The 19309-nt window shown below is 38.0% G+C and carries 13 protein-coding genes and 1 pseudogene; 3 read left to right on the forward strand and 11 right to left on the reverse strand.

Translation table 11 applies throughout. The annotated features are described in order from the left end of the window. The 3 genes from HGC4_RS03090 to HGC4_RS03100 form a co-directional block, all read left to right on the forward strand. A partial coding sequence (locus HGC4_RS03090) for a sensor histidine kinase (RefSeq protein ID WP_050708657.1) occupies window positions 1-674 on the forward strand: 674 nt, incomplete at its 5' end. 3 nt (window positions 675-677) lie between these two features. After that, on the forward strand, window positions 678-1430 hold the full coding sequence (locus HGC4_RS03095; protein ID WP_050708658.1) for a LytR/AlgR family response regulator transcription factor: 753 nt from the start codon (window positions 678-680) through the stop codon (window positions 1428-1430). 135 nt (window positions 1431-1565) lie between these two features. Next, window positions 1566-2138, forward strand: coding sequence for a hypothetical protein (locus HGC4_RS03100; RefSeq protein WP_157258090.1), 573 nt, complete (start codon window positions 1566-1568; stop codon window positions 2136-2138). A 119-nt stretch (window positions 2139-2257) separates the two neighbouring features. Here the strand turns inward: HGC4_RS03100 and HGC4_RS19190 are convergent. From HGC4_RS19190 to HGC4_RS18880, 11 genes and pseudogenes are all read right to left on the reverse strand, one after another. After that, window positions 2258-2497 (reverse strand): annotated as a pseudogene (locus tag HGC4_RS19190) (heavy-metal-associated domain-containing protein); the annotation flags it as partial. 179 nt (window positions 2498-2676) lie between these two features. After that, window positions 2677-4290: an efflux RND transporter periplasmic adaptor subunit gene (locus HGC4_RS03110; protein WP_050708661.1), complete on the reverse strand. Its 1614-nt coding sequence runs from the start codon at window positions 4288-4290 to the stop codon at window positions 2677-2679. 10 nt (window positions 4291-4300) lie between these two features. Further along, window positions 4301-5809: a TolC family protein gene (locus HGC4_RS03115; protein ID WP_050708662.1), complete on the reverse strand. Its 1509-nt coding sequence runs from the start codon at window positions 5807-5809 to the stop codon at window positions 4301-4303. A gap of 19 nt (window positions 5810-5828) precedes the next feature. After that, window positions 5829-9653 (reverse strand): efflux RND transporter permease subunit, encoded by a 3825-nt coding sequence (locus HGC4_RS03120; RefSeq protein WP_050708663.1) that lies wholly within the window; start codon window positions 9651-9653, stop codon window positions 5829-5831. A gap of 4 nt (window positions 9654-9657) precedes the next feature. After that, the gene (locus HGC4_RS03125) at window positions 9658-10068 is read right to left on the reverse strand and encodes a rhodanese-like domain-containing protein (protein ID WP_199327667.1); all 411 of its coding nucleotides are present in this window, start codon (window positions 10066-10068) and stop codon (window positions 9658-9660) included. Between the two features lie 146 nt (window positions 10069-10214). Continuing rightward, window positions 10215-10697 carry an HYC_CC_PP family protein gene (locus HGC4_RS03130; protein ID WP_050708664.1) on the reverse strand — a complete coding sequence of 161 codons (483 nt, stop codon included), beginning with the start codon at window positions 10695-10697 and terminating at the stop codon, window positions 10215-10217. Between the two features lie 179 nt (window positions 10698-10876). Next, window positions 10877-12937: an alpha-L-fucosidase gene (locus HGC4_RS03135; RefSeq protein WP_050708665.1), complete on the reverse strand. Its 2061-nt coding sequence runs from the start codon at window positions 12935-12937 to the stop codon at window positions 10877-10879. Between the two features lie 142 nt (window positions 12938-13079). Continuing rightward, window positions 13080-13580, reverse strand: coding sequence for a GNAT family N-acetyltransferase (locus tag HGC4_RS03140; protein ID WP_050708666.1), 501 nt, complete (start codon window positions 13578-13580; stop codon window positions 13080-13082). A gap of 141 nt (window positions 13581-13721) precedes the next feature. Continuing rightward, complete coding sequence (locus HGC4_RS03145) at window positions 13722-15767, reverse strand: RagB/SusD family nutrient uptake outer membrane protein (protein WP_050708667.1); 2046 nt, start codon at window positions 15765-15767, stop codon at window positions 13722-13724. Window positions 15768-15780: 13 nt separating this feature from the next. Beyond that, window positions 15781-18912 carry a SusC/RagA family TonB-linked outer membrane protein gene (locus tag HGC4_RS03150; RefSeq protein ID WP_050708680.1) on the reverse strand — a complete coding sequence of 1044 codons (3132 nt, stop codon included), beginning with the start codon at window positions 18910-18912 and terminating at the stop codon, window positions 15781-15783. A 135-nt stretch (window positions 18913-19047) separates the two neighbouring features. Further along, the coding region (locus HGC4_RS18880; protein ID WP_221406860.1) for a hypothetical protein at window positions 19048-19309 on the reverse strand (262 nt) is incomplete at its 5' end.

The following is a 19309-nucleotide window of genomic DNA, read 5'->3' on the forward strand; positions in this document are numbered from 1 at the left end:
TTTCTTTTATTATTCAAATTCCCGGAGCCCTTATTATAAATTTAGGTTTCTGTGGATTGCGTTTTTATTATGAACACACCAAGTTGCAAAAGGTACATTTAGAGGTTCAATTGCAAATGCTGCGAGAGCAGATGAATCCTCATTTTATGTTTAATGTATTGAACCACATTCATATCTTAATGCAGAAAGATGTCGATTTAGCATCGTCTCTATTAATAAAGTATTCCGATATATTACGTTATCAATTATATAGTGGGAAGCAGGAATACATTAGCTTAGATCAAGAAATTCAATTCTTAAAAGACTTTATTGATGTGGAGCAAATCAGATGGGGAAATGAATTGGAAGTAAATTGTTCTTGGCACATAGAAGACAGGGGTCGAAAATTTCAGCCTCTATTATTCATTACTTTTATAGAGAATGCATTTAAGCATGTTGTGCGATCAACTTCTGAAAGAGGATATATTCATATCAATTTAGAACAAAAAGGAGATACAATTTGTCTGAATATAGAAAACTCGAAATCAACTTTACAGATCAAAAAGAATACTGATTCGGGCTTGGGTTTAGAAAACATAAAGAAAAGATTGGATATCTTATATCCTGATAAATATAAACTATTGATAGAAGAAACAGAGACTGTTTATTCATCAAAACTTATTATTACAATATAGATTATGGCAGATATAATATCCAAACATACCGATGGTAGAGCTTTAAAATGCTTAATTGTTGACGATGAGCCGATAGCTATTGAAGGTATTGTTAACTATATAAACAGAATGGATTTTCTGGAAGTCGAAGATTCGTGTTCTTCGGCGATTGAGGCAGCAGAGATATTAAAGAAGAAAGAAATAGATTTGATGTTTCTTGATATCAATATGCCTTATCTCTCAGGGCTTGAATTTTTGGAGTCGTTGGAAAAAGCGCCAATGACGATCTTAACAACCGCTTACTCGGAATATGCATTAGAGGGATTCAGATTGCATGTGGTTGATTACTTGTTGAAACCAATTGCTTTTCAACGATTTTTTCAAGCAGCATCAAAGGCTCAGAAATTGTTTCAGTCTCAGATCTTATTACAAAGTAACGGGGAGGATGCTAAATCTAATATGTACATACGTCAGGGTGATTCTTTCGATAGGATTGCATGGCAAGATATTCTGTATGTGGAGGGTATGCAGAATTACCTGAAATTACATTTTAAAGATAAGACTTTAGTAATCCACCAAACGATGACTTCTTTAGAAGAGATACTACCAAAAGATACGTTTTTTAGGATACATAGATCATTTCTCTTGAATATATCCTATATAGATTCTATATCAGGTGGGCGAATTTTTGTGAATGGCAAGGAATTACCAATATCGAAACAACGCAAAGAAGAACTTCTAAATACTGTAGTTTATAAGAACTTATTGAGCAAATAAAAAGAAATATCTATTGTTGTCGTATCGTTGATAATGGGAGTGCTATTTTGGTATTTCAATTCTAGTTATATCTTTGTGCAGAAATGACCTGCCTGCGGAAGTCAGAACGGCTACAAACTAACTTAACTATTATCTATGAAAAAAGTATTACTCATTCTTAGTCTTTGCCTATGTTTTTTGTTAAATCTCAATGCTCAAGAACAGTCATCTAAATTTAAAGGAAAAATGGTATATGCTGAGGTCGGAGGTCCAGGTGTTCTTTTTTCTCTTAATTTCGATTCGCGTTTTTCTTCTGCCAGTAACTTAGGACTAGGTTATAGAGTTGGTTTGGGTTTTGGTTTGGGAGATGAATGGGAATATTCTTATTACAATAATGGAGGCAAAGAGTATTATAGAAGCTCTACAAAAACAACTTCATACATTACAATTCCTTTGGGACTAAATTATGTTCTGGGTAAGCCAAATTCGCCCCATACCTTTGAGGTTGGAATTGGGGCAACTATATTAACTAAAAAGCTCCATGTTTTTACTTCTGATAATTGGGCAGGAAAAAGTGAAGGTGGAAATTTTATTGGTCACGCCACTTTTATGTATCGTAGACAACCTCTTGATGGCGGTTTCACATGGCGGGCAGGACTTATGCCTGTATTGGGAACATCTGGTGATATAGAGCTGGGTATTGCAGCTGGTATTGGCTATATTTTTTAAATTGATTGTAACTCACTATAATAAAACAGGACTATTTCTTGATTGAGATAGTCCTGTTTCGGGTTTAGACTTCAAAGAGTAAAACTATTTTGAATGTCTTTTGAATAGGGGGTATTTTATTATCTGTATTGGCAACAACCAGGTAATGCATCATAAGTACTTTGATCTGCTTTGTCTTTGTCAGTATCGTGTCCGGCTTTAGCTATGGCTTTACTGATGGCGTCTAAATTGGTTTGACTAGGATCGAAGTTAAGATGTAATTCCTTTTTCTCCATATCCCATGTTGCCGAAGAAACTCCTTTCACATCCTTAGCTGACTTTTCGATACGTTCTTTACACATTTCGCAAAGTCCTTGAACTCCAAGCATAGCGTGTTCATCCTGCTTATTTTCGTTTGCTGTAACAGATGTTTCTTCTGGTTTACTGTTCGAAGCGCCTGAATTGCATGCTGTAAAAGAGAATGCTCCGATAGCTGCTATTAAAAGATACTTTTTCATTTTCGTTTTATTTTTAATTATTATCTGTATTTATTCAATTCTTATTTTCTGTATTTGCAACAGTCTGGCAAGGCATCATATGTTGCCTTATTGGCTTTATACTTATCCGTATCATGTCCAACTTTAGCTATTGCTTTGCTTATTGCATCAACAGATGTTTTTGACGCATCAAAGTTAAGATGTAGCTGTTTAGTCTTTTGATCCCACGAAGCAGAAGATACACCGCTTACTCCTTTTGCTGCTTTCTCTATACGATCTTTACACATTTCACAAAGTCCTTGAACATTGATCATTGCATGTTCACTCTTAGTAGAAGAGCTCGCCTTCATATCACTGCCCATGCTCGACATATCATGACCTTCATGTCCCGTAACGGGGCGCGAAGATTCCTCGTTCATCATGCTGCGTTTTCCTTCAAGTTGAGCACTGGCATCAATAGAGAATGCTCCGTTGGTTACAATCTCATCACCATCATTAATTCCTGAAATAACCACATAAGAATTACCAAGCGAAGGACCTAACTCAATTTCACGCAACATAAATGCAGGTGCATCTCCATCGGTTTGTTTTACATATACAATCGAGCGTTTTCCTGTCCACAATACGGCAGACTTAGGAATAACAATCTCGTTGTTGTATTGTTTCAATGGTGCTTTTATAATTGCATTAGCATACATCTCTGGTTTTAACTGAAATCCGGGATTTGCTGTCTCTACTCTTACTTTTGCTGTACGTGTTGTTTTATCCAATATCGGGTCAATAAACGAAACTCTGCCCGAGAATGTTTTACCTGGTACAGCTTGTAGTGAAAAATCTATTTTATCACCTACTCTTAGAAAAGGTAGATCAACCTCATAAGCGTCGAACATTGCCCATACTTGTGAAAGGTTTGCTATATCGAATAGTACATTTCCTTGATTAAGATAATCTCCCTGATTTACTTTTTTGCTTACAACAATACCTCCTGTATTTGCTTTTATCTCAACAAGGGGAGAAACGTTACCCGAACGTTCGATATTTAGAATCTGATCGTCAGTTAATTTCCATAAGCGAAGTTTCTCTCTGGCTGCTTGAACAAGGAGAGGTTGAGCGGATGACATTTTTGCAGCTTCCAATAATTCTTGCTGTGCACTCAATAGCTCAGGAGAATAGATGGTAGCAATAGTTTGCCCTTGTTTTACTGTTTCCCCTGTGAAATTGATAAATAACTTCTCTATACGCCCATTTACGTGTGAGGTTTGAGATTGTGACAATCTTTCATCCGCTTTTATTGTTCCGTATAGTTGTACGTCTTTTATCGGGTTCTGACGGCTCACCTTGGTTGTTTGAATATTTGCTAAAGCGATAGCCTCTTTCGACATTTGTATCGCATTTGGGTCTATTGCTTCATCAGATGATCCGCCTGATGTTTTTAAAGGAATCAAGTCCATTCCGCAAATAGGACATTTACCGGGTTTATCCATTTTTATCTGTGGATGCATAGAGCATGTCCATACTTGCCCTGCTGCGTCTTCATGAGCATGTTCTTCTGTTTCGCTGTGATTGTGCGAGTTATTCCCGAATATAGCCCATCCAAGAAATAGTCCAACGATAAGAATCAAACCATATTTTAGATAGTTGTTTCTTAGTATATTTTTTATTTTGTTCGTATCCATAATATGTAGTTTATTTTTGTTCTTCTATATCTTTAAATGAAATCAATTTCTGAATGGCTGCAACCATGGTGTTATAATTAGCTATGGCTTCGGCTCCCTTCAATTGGTAATCGAGTAGCTGACGTTGAACCTGAATTACATTCGTCAAATCGCTTTTTCCCGAAATAAATTCCTGCACAACCAGATTATAAGTTGTTTGTGCTAAATTGGATTGTTTTTTATAAAGAGCAATTTTTCGCGAAGCGTCATCCAATTGATGTTTAGTCTTGTATAATTCAGCTTCGAGAGTATTGAGGGTATTGGTGTATTTCTCTCTACTGGCTTGCCACCAAAACTTACTTTCTTTTTGTTGAGCCTTATATTTATTTCTGTATATAGGTATACTTACGGATACCATAGGCATAATCATATCCTTACCATTCATACTGCTCATGGTATTAGATGCACCCATATCCATACTCATCGGAGTTTCAGTAGGAAGGCTTTTATTGATAAGCATATATTGAAGTCCTATGCCAAACATCGGATAACTCATCTTTTTGTCCATTTCGGCTTTAGCTTTATAAGCAAGACCCTCTTCATTTATCATTCCCAGCATAGGGTTCTGATCTGTTATTTTATCCATTGCCGATGCTCCATCAAAAAGGAAAGGTATTTGATCGAATGAATCAGGAATATTAATCTCGCTATCAGCTGAACGATTAAGTAGGGTATTGAATTTGGCTTTCTCTGCTTTTATTTCAGATTGAAGACTTTCTATATTATTATCAAGCTCAGTTACTTCCATCTGAATACGTAGCACATCCGACATTCCCGAAGATGAGCTTCCTGACATACTGCCTCCACCTGCACCTCCCATAGACGACATTCCGCTACTGCTTTGGGTTGCTGCCTGTGTAGTAGCACCGCCACCCATTGATGACATAGATGACATGCCTCCACCTGTTGAAGTAGACGCAGTTGATGCTGCTTGAACAGGGGCGGGGAGTGTATAGCCTGAGCTAGAACCACTTGATGGAGAGGAGAACTTCCTCAAAGCAAGTTCTTCTAACTGGGTTAAGAGCTTCTTATTCTCGTTATTATTAATCAGTTTCTGTTGTAAGCTGCAAAGTATAAACCATTGGGTATATACATCCAGAAAAAGATTATCTCTTGTCTCACGAAACTTTTCGAATGACATTCTGGCCATGTGGGTAGCTTCGGTTTGAGCTGCTTTCTTTGTTCCAAACCAAGGGAACATTTGCATCAATTTAAATTCTGCTACCTGACGACCATCAATAATATCCATCGGTTGAAGAAAAAATCCTATTTCCAATTCAGGGTCTTCATAAGCACCTGCTTGAGGTACTTTTTGTAAGGATGCCTTGTAAGCCAGAAAATCGGACTTTACACCCGGATTATTTCGGGCTGCTATCTCTAAATAATGACTTAACGAATCGGCAGTTTGTCCCCTTGTGGGAATGCCTATCATAGTCATCACTACGAGTATAATTATATATTTATATTTTTTGTCTAACATATCGTTGTGTATTTTATTGTTACTCTTTTATACTACCACCTTTTTTTATAGCCCACTCTCTCCACCAGCATTGCAGCACGGGAACAACAAACATTGTCATCGACTGAATAAGCATACCTCCAAATGTTGGTATTGCCATCGGTATCATTATGTCTGATCCTTTACCTGTTGATGTTAGTACGGGTAGCAAGGCTATTAATGCGGTTGCGGTTGTCATAGCTGCGGGGCGCACTCTTCTCAATCCTGCATGAACTACTGCTTCTCGGATTTCGTCTTTTGTTTGTGGGTTTCTTTCTAAAAACGTATCGTGTATATAAGTACCCATCAATACTCCATCATTGGTTGCAATACCAAACAACGCGATGAAACCTACCCAAACAGCAATACTTAAATTGATAGGGTGCATCTGAAACAGATCCCGTAAGTTAGTACCTCCCATAGAGAAGTTCATAAACCAAGGTTCGCCATAGAGCCACAACAAAATAAATCCTCCAGCGAAAGCAACTAGTACACCCGAGAAGTGAATCAACGAGGCGGTCACTGTTTTGAACTGGAAGTATAAAATCAAGAGTATCGCTAATAAGCTAAGTGGAACAACTATTAGCAGGCGATTGGCGGCTCGTTCTTGTTGTTCGTAATTACCAGCGAATTTATAAGACACACCTTTAGGTAATTGTAATTCTCCTGAGCTGATTTTTTCTTTTAATATTTTATCAGCTTCATTTACAACATCAACCTCTGCTTTGCCTCCTATCTTATCGAAAATGACATACCCTAAAAGAAAAGTATTCTCACTCTGAATCATTTGAGCGCCTTTAGTGTATTCTATATCGGCTACCTCTTTTAGCGGAATCTGTGCACCTGTTGCAGTAGGCACAATTAATCTGGCTAATTCATCGGGGTTACTTCTCAACTCTCGTGGGTATCTCAAGCGTACGGGAAAACGTTCCCTGCCTTCCACTGTCGTGGTGAGAGCCATTCCTCCCACGGCAGCACTAATTACATCCTGTAAATCTGCAACTGTAATTCCATAACGAGCCATATTCTGTCTGTTCAACTTAATCTCTATATATGGTGCACCTACTGCACGATCATAAAAGACAGTCGAAGGTAAAATAGAAGGCACATCTTTGAGTGCTTGCTCCATGGCTCGTCCTCCTTGTTCGATAGATTCCAGATCGGGGCCAGATATTTTTAATCCCATCGGAGCACGCATCCCTGTGGATAACATTACCAAACGAGCTTCAATAGGTTGTAGCTTTGGTGCAGATGTTAATCCCGGCATATGAGAAACATTTACTATTTCTTGCCAGATATCATCTGTGTTCTTAATATGAGGACGCCATTGACGGAGATAATCACCTCCATTATCAGCCACAAGACTATCGGCAGGTATTAATCTGAATCCGTCTTTTGGCTTATAAACAGACCCGTCTTTAAGTACGAATTCGCCATCTCTGTTTACTTTGAACCTCTTGCGATGACCATTCTCATCCAAAATATATTCAGAGCGGTAGTTAATTGTATTCTCAAACATCTGAGTTGGAGCAGGGTCTAGAGCCGAGTTTACACGTCCCCATTTACCTACTGCAATTTCTACTTCGGGAATGTTGCTAATGCGTTTATCCAGAGTTTCTATAAATTGAAGATTCTGTTCTATCCCCGTATGTGGCATACTTGTGGGCATCAATAGGAATGATCCTTCGTTGAGGCTTGGCATAAACTCTTCACCTATTCCCGGGAATCTCTCGCTTGATGCTTGCCAAAATCCTGTTTGTCTGAAACTTTTCCAACCAACAGTTTCAAAACCTTTGGCTACTACACCAAAAGTAGTATCGAAGCCTAGCCATATAACGATTCCGAAGAATACGGTTATAAGAGGCAACATCATAAATTTCCAGCGATGAGCCAGACACCAGCGTAAAATGCCTTCGTAATAGATAACTAATACCCACAATATTCCCAATATGATGGCGATAGACGCTATCACAAATACAAAATTGATAGATAAACCTTCTTGTGTTCCTATCGGTAACCATTCTATAGTCAGATAATAAACTGCTATTAAAAGGGCTATTCCAATATTTATATATGTAGGTATCTTGTTGTTCTCCCAATAATAGGCGAATAGATTATTCAAGCCTAATAAGGTAAGCCCAAGAGCAGCAATAACTCCTGTGAAAATAAAGAGAATAATACCTCCTGCTACAAGAACTATATTGGCTACTTTTTTTACTTGCTTAGATGTTATTTTAAGTGAGAAAATATAATAAGCAATGGTTGGCAGCATAGCAATACCCAACAAAAATGCTGAAACCAGAGCAAATGTTTTTGTATATGCCAAGGGTTTAAATAGTTTACCCTCCTGAGCTTCCATCGCAAAAACGGGAAGGAAACTGATTATTGTTGTAAGCATAGCTGTGGATAAAGCTCCCGATACTTCGCTTACACTCTTATAGATAAGATTCACAAAGGCTTTTCCTTTCCTTACGGTTAGATTCTCTTCCTCTTCCATATGCCGGATTATATTCTCGACAAAGACGACACCCACATCTATCATAACTCCGATAGCAATGGCAATACCTGATAGTGCTACAATATTAGCTTCTACACCGGTGTACCGCATTATTATAAATGTGCAGAGTACCGCAATTGGGAGAATACTCGATATGATAATGGATGCCCGTAGATTGAATACGAGAACAATAACTACTATAATACAAATAAGTATTTCATGCGAAAGAGCTGTTTCGAGTGTTCCTATTGTTTCTTGAATCAATCCCGATCTGTCATAGAAAGGTACAACTGTAACTTTAGATACAGTACCATCCGCCAGAGTTTTTTGAGGAAGACCTGCTTCCATCTCTTTGATCTTTTCTTTTACATTGTTGATTACCTGCATGGGGTTAGATCCATAGCGGGCAACAACTACACCACCTACGGCTTCAACTCCTTCTTTATCTAATCCGCCTCTTCGGGTAGCAGGACCTAGGTTGACAAATGCAACATCTTTTATTTTAACGGGTACACCGTCTCTAACTGTTATTGCAGCCTCTTCGAGATCAGATACATTTTTTATATAACCTAATCCTCTGACCAGATATTCTACTTTATTTATTTCTATGGTTTCTGCACCTATATCGAGGTTACTCTTTTGGATTGCATTCATTACATCCATCACCGAGACATTAAATGCTCTCATAGCATCAGGATTTATCTCCACCTGATACTCTTTGATAAAACCTCCAATAGAGGCTACTTCCGATACTCCTTCGGCAGACGATATAGAGTATTTTGCATAGAAGTCTTGAATGGTTCTTAATTCATCGGGATCCCATCCTCCGGTAGGTTCTCCCGTTTCAGGGTTTCTACCTTCTAGTGTGTACCAATATACTTGTCCCAAAGCAGTTGCATCGGGTCCTAAACTAGGCTGTACACCTTCGGGTAAAGTACCTGAAGGTAGAGAGTTGAGCTTTTCAAGAATACGCGAACGACTCCAGTAAAATTCAACATCGTCATCGAATATTATGTATATAAACGACATACCAAACATCGAAGTGCTTCGGATCGTTTTTACTCCTGGAACTCCTAATAATGAGGTTGTCAGAGGATAGGTAACTTGTTCTTGAATATCTTTCGGAGAACGTCCCATCCATTCGGTTGCTACAATTTGTTGATTCTCCCCAATATCGGGAATTGCATCCACGGGAACAGGATCACGAGGCAATAAGCCTCCGTGCCAATTGAATGGGGCAGCCGATAATCCCCATGCAATAATCATAATAAGTAATAATATTGTTATTAACCTATTATCAAGAAAATACTTGATTATTCTGTTGATCATAGTTTTATTTTTTAGATTTAAGTTTTGTGTCTAAAGTTTGCCAGCCTCCGGCATTATATACATTAGTAAACCCTTTAAGGGTAAGTAATGTTTTTGCTTGCTCAGCTCTTTTTCCACTTTTACAGACAATTACAATGTTTTTGTAGTCTTTTAAAGGCAAAAGAGAGTCTTCAAGAGTTTGCAAAGGCATATTTACAGATGTTTCTATATGACCTTCTTCAAACTCTTCGGGAGTACGCACATCAATAATAATCGTAGACGGCTCATCTACCAACTGTTTGATAACTTCGTACTGTGGTTGTTCTGTTATTGAGATTACAGAATCATTTGTAATAGTTTGCTCGTGGCACGATTGTGCCATGGTATAGCTTGTTGATAAAGCGATACTCATTATTAATACATATAAAGGTTTCATTGTTCATTAATTTTATAAACATATACTAAATTTGATTATAGATATATCGAAAACACAAATAGTACGAAACTTGAATGGCAAAATTTCCACACATGTTTAGACATAAAAGTGCCTTGCCTATAATTAATTATTATAGACTTATAAAATTAAATACGGTAGATGCAGATGTAAGTAAGTAGGTCTACATGTTGATTGATGAGACCTCCGGGCGGAAAAGTTTGTCGAACTTCAACTGTATTATCAGGTTCAATCGAGTTTATTATATAGTTTAATGTAAACCATACATTGTCAAAAGATGGCAATATATGATTGGTGTTAAGCTGTCTTTCTTGACGCTGATAATCGTCTGTTGAGATTTTTATTTTTTGAATGTCACAACAATCTTCGTGCGATTTTGATAATCCTGATTTTTTATGATGAAATGTTGCATCAGAATTTTCTGCACAGCAAGATTGTGGTTCATTGTGTTGTGGCATATTTGCCATATCATCACAACACGATTTTTCTATATCATTATCTAAGATACCTACCGAATGTAAATTCCCTTCACAAAAATGCATTGCTAGTACCGGATGGGCACCAACAACAAGCATTAATAAAAGTAGAAATATAGATACGATCCGTTTCATTCAATAATTAGAATAATATGTGATGCCACAAAAATAGACATATTTTCCATTTTCGAACAATCATTTTGATTTTTTTAATGATTACCCGTTTATATTCGAGGTTATTTAAAAACAAAGAAGCTATTCGATAATTCGAGTAGCTTCTTGTTCTTATTATCTAGGTAGATGCTTATTCTTGATTAATCAGTAGTCAAAACTGAGAATTCACCTATACTAGCGCGTTTAACATCGTCAACAACTCGCATGATTTTTAAGCGAACTGTTTGACCTCTGATCGGGTCGAATTGAATTCGCTGTTCTATCGGATTGTGCTTAATGTTCGAGAATTCGCCCGAAGCGACCATTTTATCGTCTACATAAAATTGATAACTATCGATATGTCCTTGAGAATCGCGTCCTTGATTAGGTACATACACAAAGCCGTTGATTGTTTGAGGTTCTGTAAGAACTACTACCAACTCATCTACTGCTTCGGGTAGATAGTAAGCCGAAAAGCCATTTCCATCAAACATAGCAGAAGTCTTCTGATCGTTTATATTCGAAACTCTATAAGATGAAGATGGGATATCAAATCGTCGAGCACTAACAGGACTCTGTTTATTTAGTCGGCGGTCGTAAGTGATAGCGTTTATGGTTCCTTTTCGAGGGAACGAAAATGGAGCGTTATATACCATCGCTGTTTGCGGTGTGGGTTCGCTACCGTCAGTAGTGTAAAGTATTTCGGCGCCATCGCTAGTCGAATTTATGCGTACTTCGTCTTTTCCGTTACGTGTTATTCTCGGTTCTTCCATCAACATGGGTGTAAGATATGCTTCTACATTGTTGATACATAGAGGACCTCGGGCTCTTGTGAAATTGATTCGGATTCGAGTTGCTTCTGTTGTAGCAAAACGTAAGATGCGCTTATAGCCAACGGTAGTCATGGAGTCAGAAGTTGCTATAGGAGACCATTGCCCTTTATTCTGAATTTCAACATTAAACGAAGCTACTCTTTGTCCGAGAGGAATATATTCCTGAATCAAAAGTCTGTTTACAAGTGAAGGTCTCTTTAATGCAATAGTCAAAGAGCCCGTGGTTACTTCATCCGAAGTTGCCCAATAGGTATTCCAATTTCCATCATTTACCATACTTGGCGAAAAGGCTTTGTCTCGAGTATTGGTTGCTGTAACTGTAGCTCCTTTAAGAACATTGTCTTTCAATTCGTCTTGCATTGCTCTATGCCAATCCATTATACGAAGAGAGTCGATAGGGTGAATTCTTCCACTCAAAGCTACTGGAAAATTGAGCAGTAGGTTTGCATTACGTCCTACACTTTCGTAGTATAAGTTTACGAGATTACCAACAGAGCGTACTTGATGATCTTCGCGATCGTGATAGAACCATCCCGGACGGATTGATACATCGCATTCGGCAGGTAGCCATGTGTGACCATCCTCCATTCCCCATTGGTTTTGAGTATAGTGAGTCTCTTTATCGGGCGATATCATAGACCAGTTTGTTTGTCCTGCCCACCCTTCTTCGTTACCTACCCAACGGATATCGGGGAAAGAACCTCCAAAGATCATAGCCGAAGGATGTTTTGCCTTAATCATATCGCGGGCAACTTTATAGCCGTAATAGGTGTTAGCGTCAATAGAGCGGGTTTCATCTGCACCACCATACCAGCCATTACCACCATTAGCTCCGTCGAACCAGTATTCGAATAAAGGCCCATAATTAGAGATTAGTTCATTTATCTGTTCGTGGTATATCTTTACATATTCGTCTTTGCCATAATGAGCACTGTTTCTATCCCAAGGCGAAAGATAAATTCCGAATTTCAAACCTTGACGTTTGCAGGCATCAGATAAGTCTTTTACCATGTCTCCTTTTCCATCACGCCATGGTGAGTTTTTCACACTATATTCTGTGGTTTTGGTAGGCCATAAGCAAAAACCATCGTGGTGTTTAGCAGTAAGAATTACGCCTTTCAAACCAGCTGCTTTTATGATAGAAACCCATTGATCGCAATTCAGATCAGTAGGGTTAAAAGTTGAAGTGGGTGTATTTCCGTAGCCCCATTCCAGATCATTAAACGTATTTAATCCGAAGTGAACAAAGGCATAGTTTTCCATCTTTTGCCATTGCACTTGCTCGGGAGTGGGTATGGGTAAAATAGGTGAGGGTGGAGGTACATCAGCATACAATGAAAATATACTTGTATAAATTCCTAACCCGATTAGTAAATGTTTTAAATACATGGTTATATTGATTTATTGTTAATGCCAATCAGAAGTTTAGAAGTACTTCATCAAAGGCTTTTCTTTATAAAGAATGAACAGATTTGGTGATAAAAGTAATCTGTATATAACTATAAAATGTTACATTTTTGTCTTTTGTAAATTATGGTTTTCTTATAGCATAGATGAATTCATCAAGATATTCTCCATTTTTGAATAATACCTTTTCGAATTTAGCTTCAAGTTTAAATCCTGCTTTTTCGAGGACATGTTGTGATTTTTCATTGTTGGAAAATGGACGGGCAAATATTCTGGTAATATCAAACGTTTTGAATCCATAATCAACAATTTGTTTTATGGCTTCGGGCATAATTCCCTTACCCCAATGCTCTTCAGATAGCCAATATCCTATTTCTGCATTTTTACAATGAATATCAGTTTGAGGAAATACACCAATAGAGCCTGCTGCTTCGCCACCTACTTCTATTGCAAAAACGTTAGTAGGATTGTTATCTCTTATCAACAATAAATAGTTTTTTGCATCTTCGATATTATAAGGGTGTGGAAACTGATTGGTGAGGTATTTCGCTATATTGTAATTGTTTGCATGTTTTGTTATACTATCTACATCCGAATCTTGCCATTTTCTTAACTTCCATTCCATACTATATCGTTTTATTGAATTCTAAATTTCAAATATAGTGGTTTATGCTATCTTCGGAAAATTAGAGCAGCCGTAAAACGAAATAAAAACTATAAAGGGAGTAATTTACACTCCCTTTATGTTTTTAATATTGATTAGATTTTATTCCAGTGCCGATTCGTTTGCTTTAGTTGGCCAATATGGATTCTGATACAAAGGCGAAGTTGAAGCATCATCCATATTACTTGCTGTAATCCGAATTTCATAAGCAGGTATAGGTGTCAGATAATTTGCTCTACTCCATGTATAACCATTAAATACTAAGTTGTTTGTAGATATTATCTGGTATGGACGTAAATACTTACTAACCTTTCTCGAGGATACATTTGGAGTTCCACTTGCAGCATTGTCGGGTTCTATTAAACGATCTATGAATTTGCCCGTAGGTTTTCCGTTTGGATCAAGTATTTCTTCTTTATAATGAGCATTTTCGAACGCTTGATCCCATAGATTGAAACCTTCAATCACATAATTATTAACCTGATCTAATGCTCTCCAACGTTTCAGGTCATCCCAGCGCATAGCTTCACCCATAAACTCGTTTCTTCTTTCGCGGCGAATATTGTATAGGGTTGCATCCACTAGCTGTCCTGCTGAATATTTAGCCCAATCGTTTTCTTTATCGAGATTAGTTGCAGCAATTGTCTTGCTGTAATCTTCGTCTACATTTGCTCGGCGGCGGATTTCTTTCCAATAAAAAGCAGCCGTTCCGTCAATCGACTTTTTCTTCATGTAAGATGCTTCGATATAGTTAAGATAAGCTTCTACGCCTCTGAAAACAATACTTCCAAATGAACTGTTCATACCATTTACTGGTGATTGAGTGGGATCATAGTTATAACATTTACGCATTCTATATCCTGTAACATCCCTTTGGTCAATTAAATTAATAATCTCGGGCATATTATAAAAGACAGAGTTGGGGCGTGTTGGGTCTCCCGTCATCAATAGTCGGTCTTTTTCTCCGAATACAAATAGTTGTAAACGTCCGTCACGATTGTTTTTTGTTTCTTCAATCGTTTTATCACCACTATATCCTGATCCACTAGCATAAATAGGCAATCCGTTTTTCATAAGATAACTGTCTATAAATCCTTTAGTAACACCATTGTTGCCTCCACCTCTGATGTATACGCCTACCGAGTGAGTAAGGTTTAACCCTTTGTCGAAAGCTCTCCAGAATAATACCTCTGAGTATTTACTCATATCTGTATCGCTAAACATATCAAAATAAGGATTCCATCCTGCGGGATTATCTCCTTGCGGATTATAGACTCCCGTATTTGCAGTTAATTGAACATTGTCTGCAACAGCTTTAGAGGCATCCATTGCTGCGGTTAAGAAATAATCAATCTCAGAATCGATATTGATAGTGAATCCCTTGTTATAATCCATTTGCGCACCCGGCCAGTTAGGACCTCCTGGTACATGAGCTGTGCCATTGTGATAAGTAAGCCAGCTAGCTTCGTATAATGCTACTCTCGATTTGAGTAACAATGCTGCATTCTTGGTTATTCTTCTTTTATCTTTAAAGTTATCGCTTAAGAGTGATATTGCAGAGTCCAGATCTTGAATAATAAATCGTGCAACTTCGTTTCGAGGCTTTCTTTTACTTGCTTCTATAAGTTGATCTTTATTATCTTTCAAGGTGTTTTTTACGATAGGAAAATCACCATATATCTTTAATTTCAGAAAATATTCCCAAGCACGTATCATATACATTTCGCCTATGTAATGATCTATTTTGCTAGGAGTCCCTGCTATTTCGCCATTTTTCCATTTAGGTAAAACCTGCTCAAAAAAGAAGTTGGCATTTCTTATTTTCGTGAACGAATAATCACTGCTCGATTCGGGTACTCTCCATTGTCCCTTTGCCCATCTGCTGGTCGAAGGTGTGGTAGTAGCCATATTATCAGTATTTTCATCGGCCGTGATTATGTTGCCCAGCCCCCAAGTTTGTCCATGAGAAGGAAAGTCATATGCCCCGATAGTATATGCCTCTAAATCTGCTTCATTTTTAAAATAAACTCCCGGGGTTACCTGATCTAATGGTTCTCTATCAAGAAAATCATTACAAGAGCTACCCATTATTACCAATGCTGATAATAGGCAAGAGATAACTGTGTACTTTTTTATATTGTAATCCATTGTTTTGTCTTTTTTAGAAATTTACATTAACTCCAAATGAGATCGTTCTTTGCAGAGGATAAGTTTTACCTGCTCCCCAGTCTCCACCCAATAGTTCAGGATCGAAAACTCCTGAGATATCAGATTTAGTCCACAAGTTCTCGCCTGACATATATATACGAACGAATTGTAAACCAATTTTCTGAGACATCATCGTTGGGATGGCATATCCTATCTGTAAGTTTTTTAGACGTAAATACGATGCATCTTGCAAGTAGCGTGATTGCGTTTGCTGATTTTTATCGCCCGAAGAGAATAGGGTGCGAGGATAATAAGCATCGAGGTTAGCTCCAAGTGGATCGCCTTCGGGACGGAAAAAATCCCAATGTTCTTTGAATGCAACAGACTGCCACATACCACCGGTAGCTCCCCAGAAATAGGCTCCACCTAACATATAATCTCTTTTGGCTACACCTTGGAAGAAGATACTTATATCTATCCCTTTCCATGCAGCTTCTAATGTCAAACCATATTTGAAGCGAGGAGTACTGTTTCCGATGATTGTTCTATCTCCCGGATCTGTTAAGGTGCTCGATCCTGCATCTATTTTTCCATCTCCATTGATGTCTTTATACATAATATCTCCGGCAGCCCAGTTAGATCCTATTGCATTTTGTCCACCATTTGGCAACGTTGCTAGGTGAGCATTCATCTCAGCATCGGATTTCGCAATTCCTATGGTTTGATATCCCCAGATAGTACCGTCCATTTTATTGGTATACCAAGTATCGATATTGCCTGTTTCATTCGGATATCGGGTTATCTTTTGCTGATTGTCAGCTAATACAAATCGGGCACCATACGAGAAATCACCAATTTTATCTCTCCATCCAACTTCTAGTTCAAAACCATAAGATTCCATATCAGAGTTGTTTACCTTAGGCACGCTTGTTCCCAGTATGCCTGGTAATTGAGGAGCAGGTCCAATCATATTCTTTGTTGTTCTTTTAAAATAATCGAACGATCCTGTTAGTCTGTTGTTTAAAGCAGCCCAGTCTAAACCGATATTCCAAGATTCAACCGTTTCCCATGTCATATCTCCGCTTACAATACCGGGAGCACTCGAAGTATTTGGTCTAACTCCATTATCAACAATCCAGCCACCGCTTTGAGTTCCGATAGGCATCGATTGGAAGAACGGATACCAAGCATCTGTATTCATATTACCCAATTGACCCCAAGAACCTCTCAGTTTCAAAGTGCTTATATGGTCTGATAGACTCCCGAAGAAATCTTCTTGTGCAATATTCCATCCCACAGAGAAAGAAGGGAAAACTGTCCATCTCTTATCGCTTAAGAAACGTGAGGATCCGTCATAGCGAAGATTTACTTCCGCCATATAACGTTCTTTGTAATTGTAATTGAGACGTCCAAAGAAACCGGCTACAGCCCATTCAGCATATCCGCCACCTGTTTTTTGATTTTGGGTAGCAGTATTTAGTGTAGGCACTTCAGGGCTTATTAACCCGTCCTTTTGCCCCCATACATTTCTCGTTTTCATTACCTCTGCATTGAAACCTCCCATTACTTTGAAGTTATGCCCACTCTCTAAATCTTTGGTATAATCGGTATATATATTCGTTGTTAAGAAGTTTTCTTTGTAGGCATTTTCATATATTTGAGTTTGTCCTGCAGCACGTCCATCCCATGAAGCTAAGAAGGGCTCCCCTTTTACATCGTGCCCGTAAATTGGGAGTACATCCCAATGCTCAAATTTATTTAAGGTACGAATATTACCTTCTGTATAGATTCTCCAATTTTTGATTGGCTCGAAAATAAACTGTATTTGATTATAAAGTTCATCTTTTTGTTCTCTATTACGACCGCCATCTTTCATTTGAAGAACTTCCATCCCATCCATAATAAACCCGTTATTATCGTAGACCGGATTGGTTGGCCAACGTCTGGCAATGTTATGATAGAACAAAGGAGTCATATAAGATGGGCGGTCATAATCGTTACGTATCCATTTTACATTATAATTCAGATCAACATAATCAGATAACTTAGCTGTTATACGTGAATTGATAGAATAACGTTTGAGATTGTCTCCTCCATGACGAATCAATCCATTTTGATCAAGGAAGTTACCACTAACAAGGTAAGTCATTTTTTCGCCACCTCCACTAATGCTAACATTGTGTTCGTGAGCTGGTACCGAACTTTTATACTGCTCTTTAAACCAATCGGTATTGGCATTAGCACCATCGTAGTCTCTCCATCTCCCAGTGTTCGGATTGGCTGTTGTACCCTCTTTAAGCTCTCCTCTTTGGTAAGCAAGAATACGACTCATCATTTCATCAGAGAAAACGGGAGATTGTCCATCATTTGTAGCAGCTCTATTGAAATACTGAGCAAACTTATAAGAGTCCATTATATTAGGAACCTGAATAGCACTCGAAAGACGTAGGTTACCTAAATAACTGACACTTGTTCTTCCCGACTTTCCGGTTTTGGTAGTAATCAATATAACTCCAAAAGCAGCACGTGCACCATATATAGAAGACGATGCGGCATCTTTCAGTACTGAGATAGATGCTATGTCATTAGGATTTAAGCTATTCATATCCCCCTCTATACCATCAATAAGAATAAGTGGAGAAGCTTTCGATCCGCTACCAATTGTGCCCGAACCCCGAATATTCACATTCATAGAACTGTTTAATGCACCTCCATTTGAACTGTTTACCGAGAAGTTAAGTCCGGGAACTACTCCTTGTAAAGCTTGACTGACGTTTGTAATTGGGCGGTTCTCAATAATGTCAGGGTTTACTACACTTACCGATCCTGTTACGTTTACTTTCTTCTGGGTACCGTAACCCACCACTACAACTTCGTCTAACAGTTGTAAATCTTCTTTGAGAGTTACATGCAGTTCTTTTTGTGAACCTACGGTTATTTCTTGTGTTCTATAACCAATAAAAGAGAAGACTAGTACCGACTTAGAGTCTGGAACCGTGATACTGAATTTACCATCCAAGTCGGTAGCTGTTCCTATTGTTGTGTTTTTCACTACTACGCCAATGCCTATCATTGGCTCATTTTTTTCGTCTACCACTGTTCCTTTTAAAGCTATTTGTGCTTGAGCAGATATTCCGATAAGCATCAGGGATATCATACAAGCGAGCCTTATCAGGAATCTTCGCCGACCTTTTTTGTTAGGTTGATTTCTCATAATTAATTTAGATTTAATAATTTGTAATTGAGGATTATGTTGTCATTACGGATGACCAATGATGTTCTAGGTTAAATAAAATAACCTTTGTCGTGCAAATTGGGGGATCAGCAAAACAAAGGTTATTACGGAAATAGATTGAAATTTATAAAAACTAAAAACGGGAACTCTGGTATGTACAAATAAAGTAGCCCATATATCCAATAGATATACAGGTATGATAAAATAGATATTACGGAGTTGTATTATCCGATTATTTTCTTTATTTAAAGAAGAATAGGATGTTGTTTTGTAATTGGTTGGTAAACAGCTCTCTCTCTCTCTCTCT

It is taken from the genome of Dysgonomonas sp. HGC4 (assembly GCF_001261715.1).
Lineage (GTDB): Bacteria > Bacteroidota > Bacteroidia > Bacteroidales > Dysgonomonadaceae > Dysgonomonas_A.

What these genes read in the sequence shown, in the direction of transcription:
- HGC4_RS03110 (WP_050708661.1), bottom strand. Translation starts at nt 4,290, where the DNA reads ATGGATACGAACAAAATAAAAAATATACTAAGAAACAACTATCTAAAA.
- HGC4_RS03095 (WP_050708658.1), top strand. Translation starts at nt 678, where the DNA reads ATGGCAGATATAATATCCAAACATACCGATGGTAGAGCTTTAAAATGC.
- HGC4_RS03140 (WP_050708666.1), bottom strand. Translation starts at nt 13,580, where the DNA reads ATGGAATGGAAGTTAAGAAAATGGCAAGATTCGGATGTAGATAGTATA.
- HGC4_RS03125 (WP_199327667.1), bottom strand. Translation starts at nt 10,068, where the DNA reads ATGAAACCTTTATATGTATTAATAATGAGTATCGCTTTATCAACAAGC.
- HGC4_RS03115 (WP_050708662.1), bottom strand. Translation starts at nt 5,809, where the DNA reads ATGTTAGACAAAAAATATAAATATATAATTATACTCGTAGTGATGACT.
- HGC4_RS03100 (WP_157258090.1), top strand. Translation starts at nt 1,566, where the DNA reads ATGAAAAAAGTATTACTCATTCTTAGTCTTTGCCTATGTTTTTTGTTA.
- HGC4_RS03120 (WP_050708663.1), bottom strand. Translation starts at nt 9,653, where the DNA reads ATGATCAACAGAATAATCAAGTATTTTCTTGATAATAGGTTAATAACA.
- HGC4_RS03150 (WP_050708680.1), bottom strand. Translation starts at nt 18,912, where the DNA reads ATGCTTATCGGAATATCTGCTCAAGCACAAATAGCTTTAAAAGGAACA.
- HGC4_RS03130 (WP_050708664.1), bottom strand. Translation starts at nt 10,697, where the DNA reads ATGAAACGGATCGTATCTATATTTCTACTTTTATTAATGCTTGTTGTT.
- HGC4_RS03135 (WP_050708665.1), bottom strand. Translation starts at nt 12,937, where the DNA reads ATGTATTTAAAACATTTACTAATCGGGTTAGGAATTTATACAAGTATA.
- HGC4_RS03145 (WP_050708667.1), bottom strand. Translation starts at nt 15,767, where the DNA reads ATGGATTACAATATAAAAAAGTACACAGTTATCTCTTGCCTATTATCA.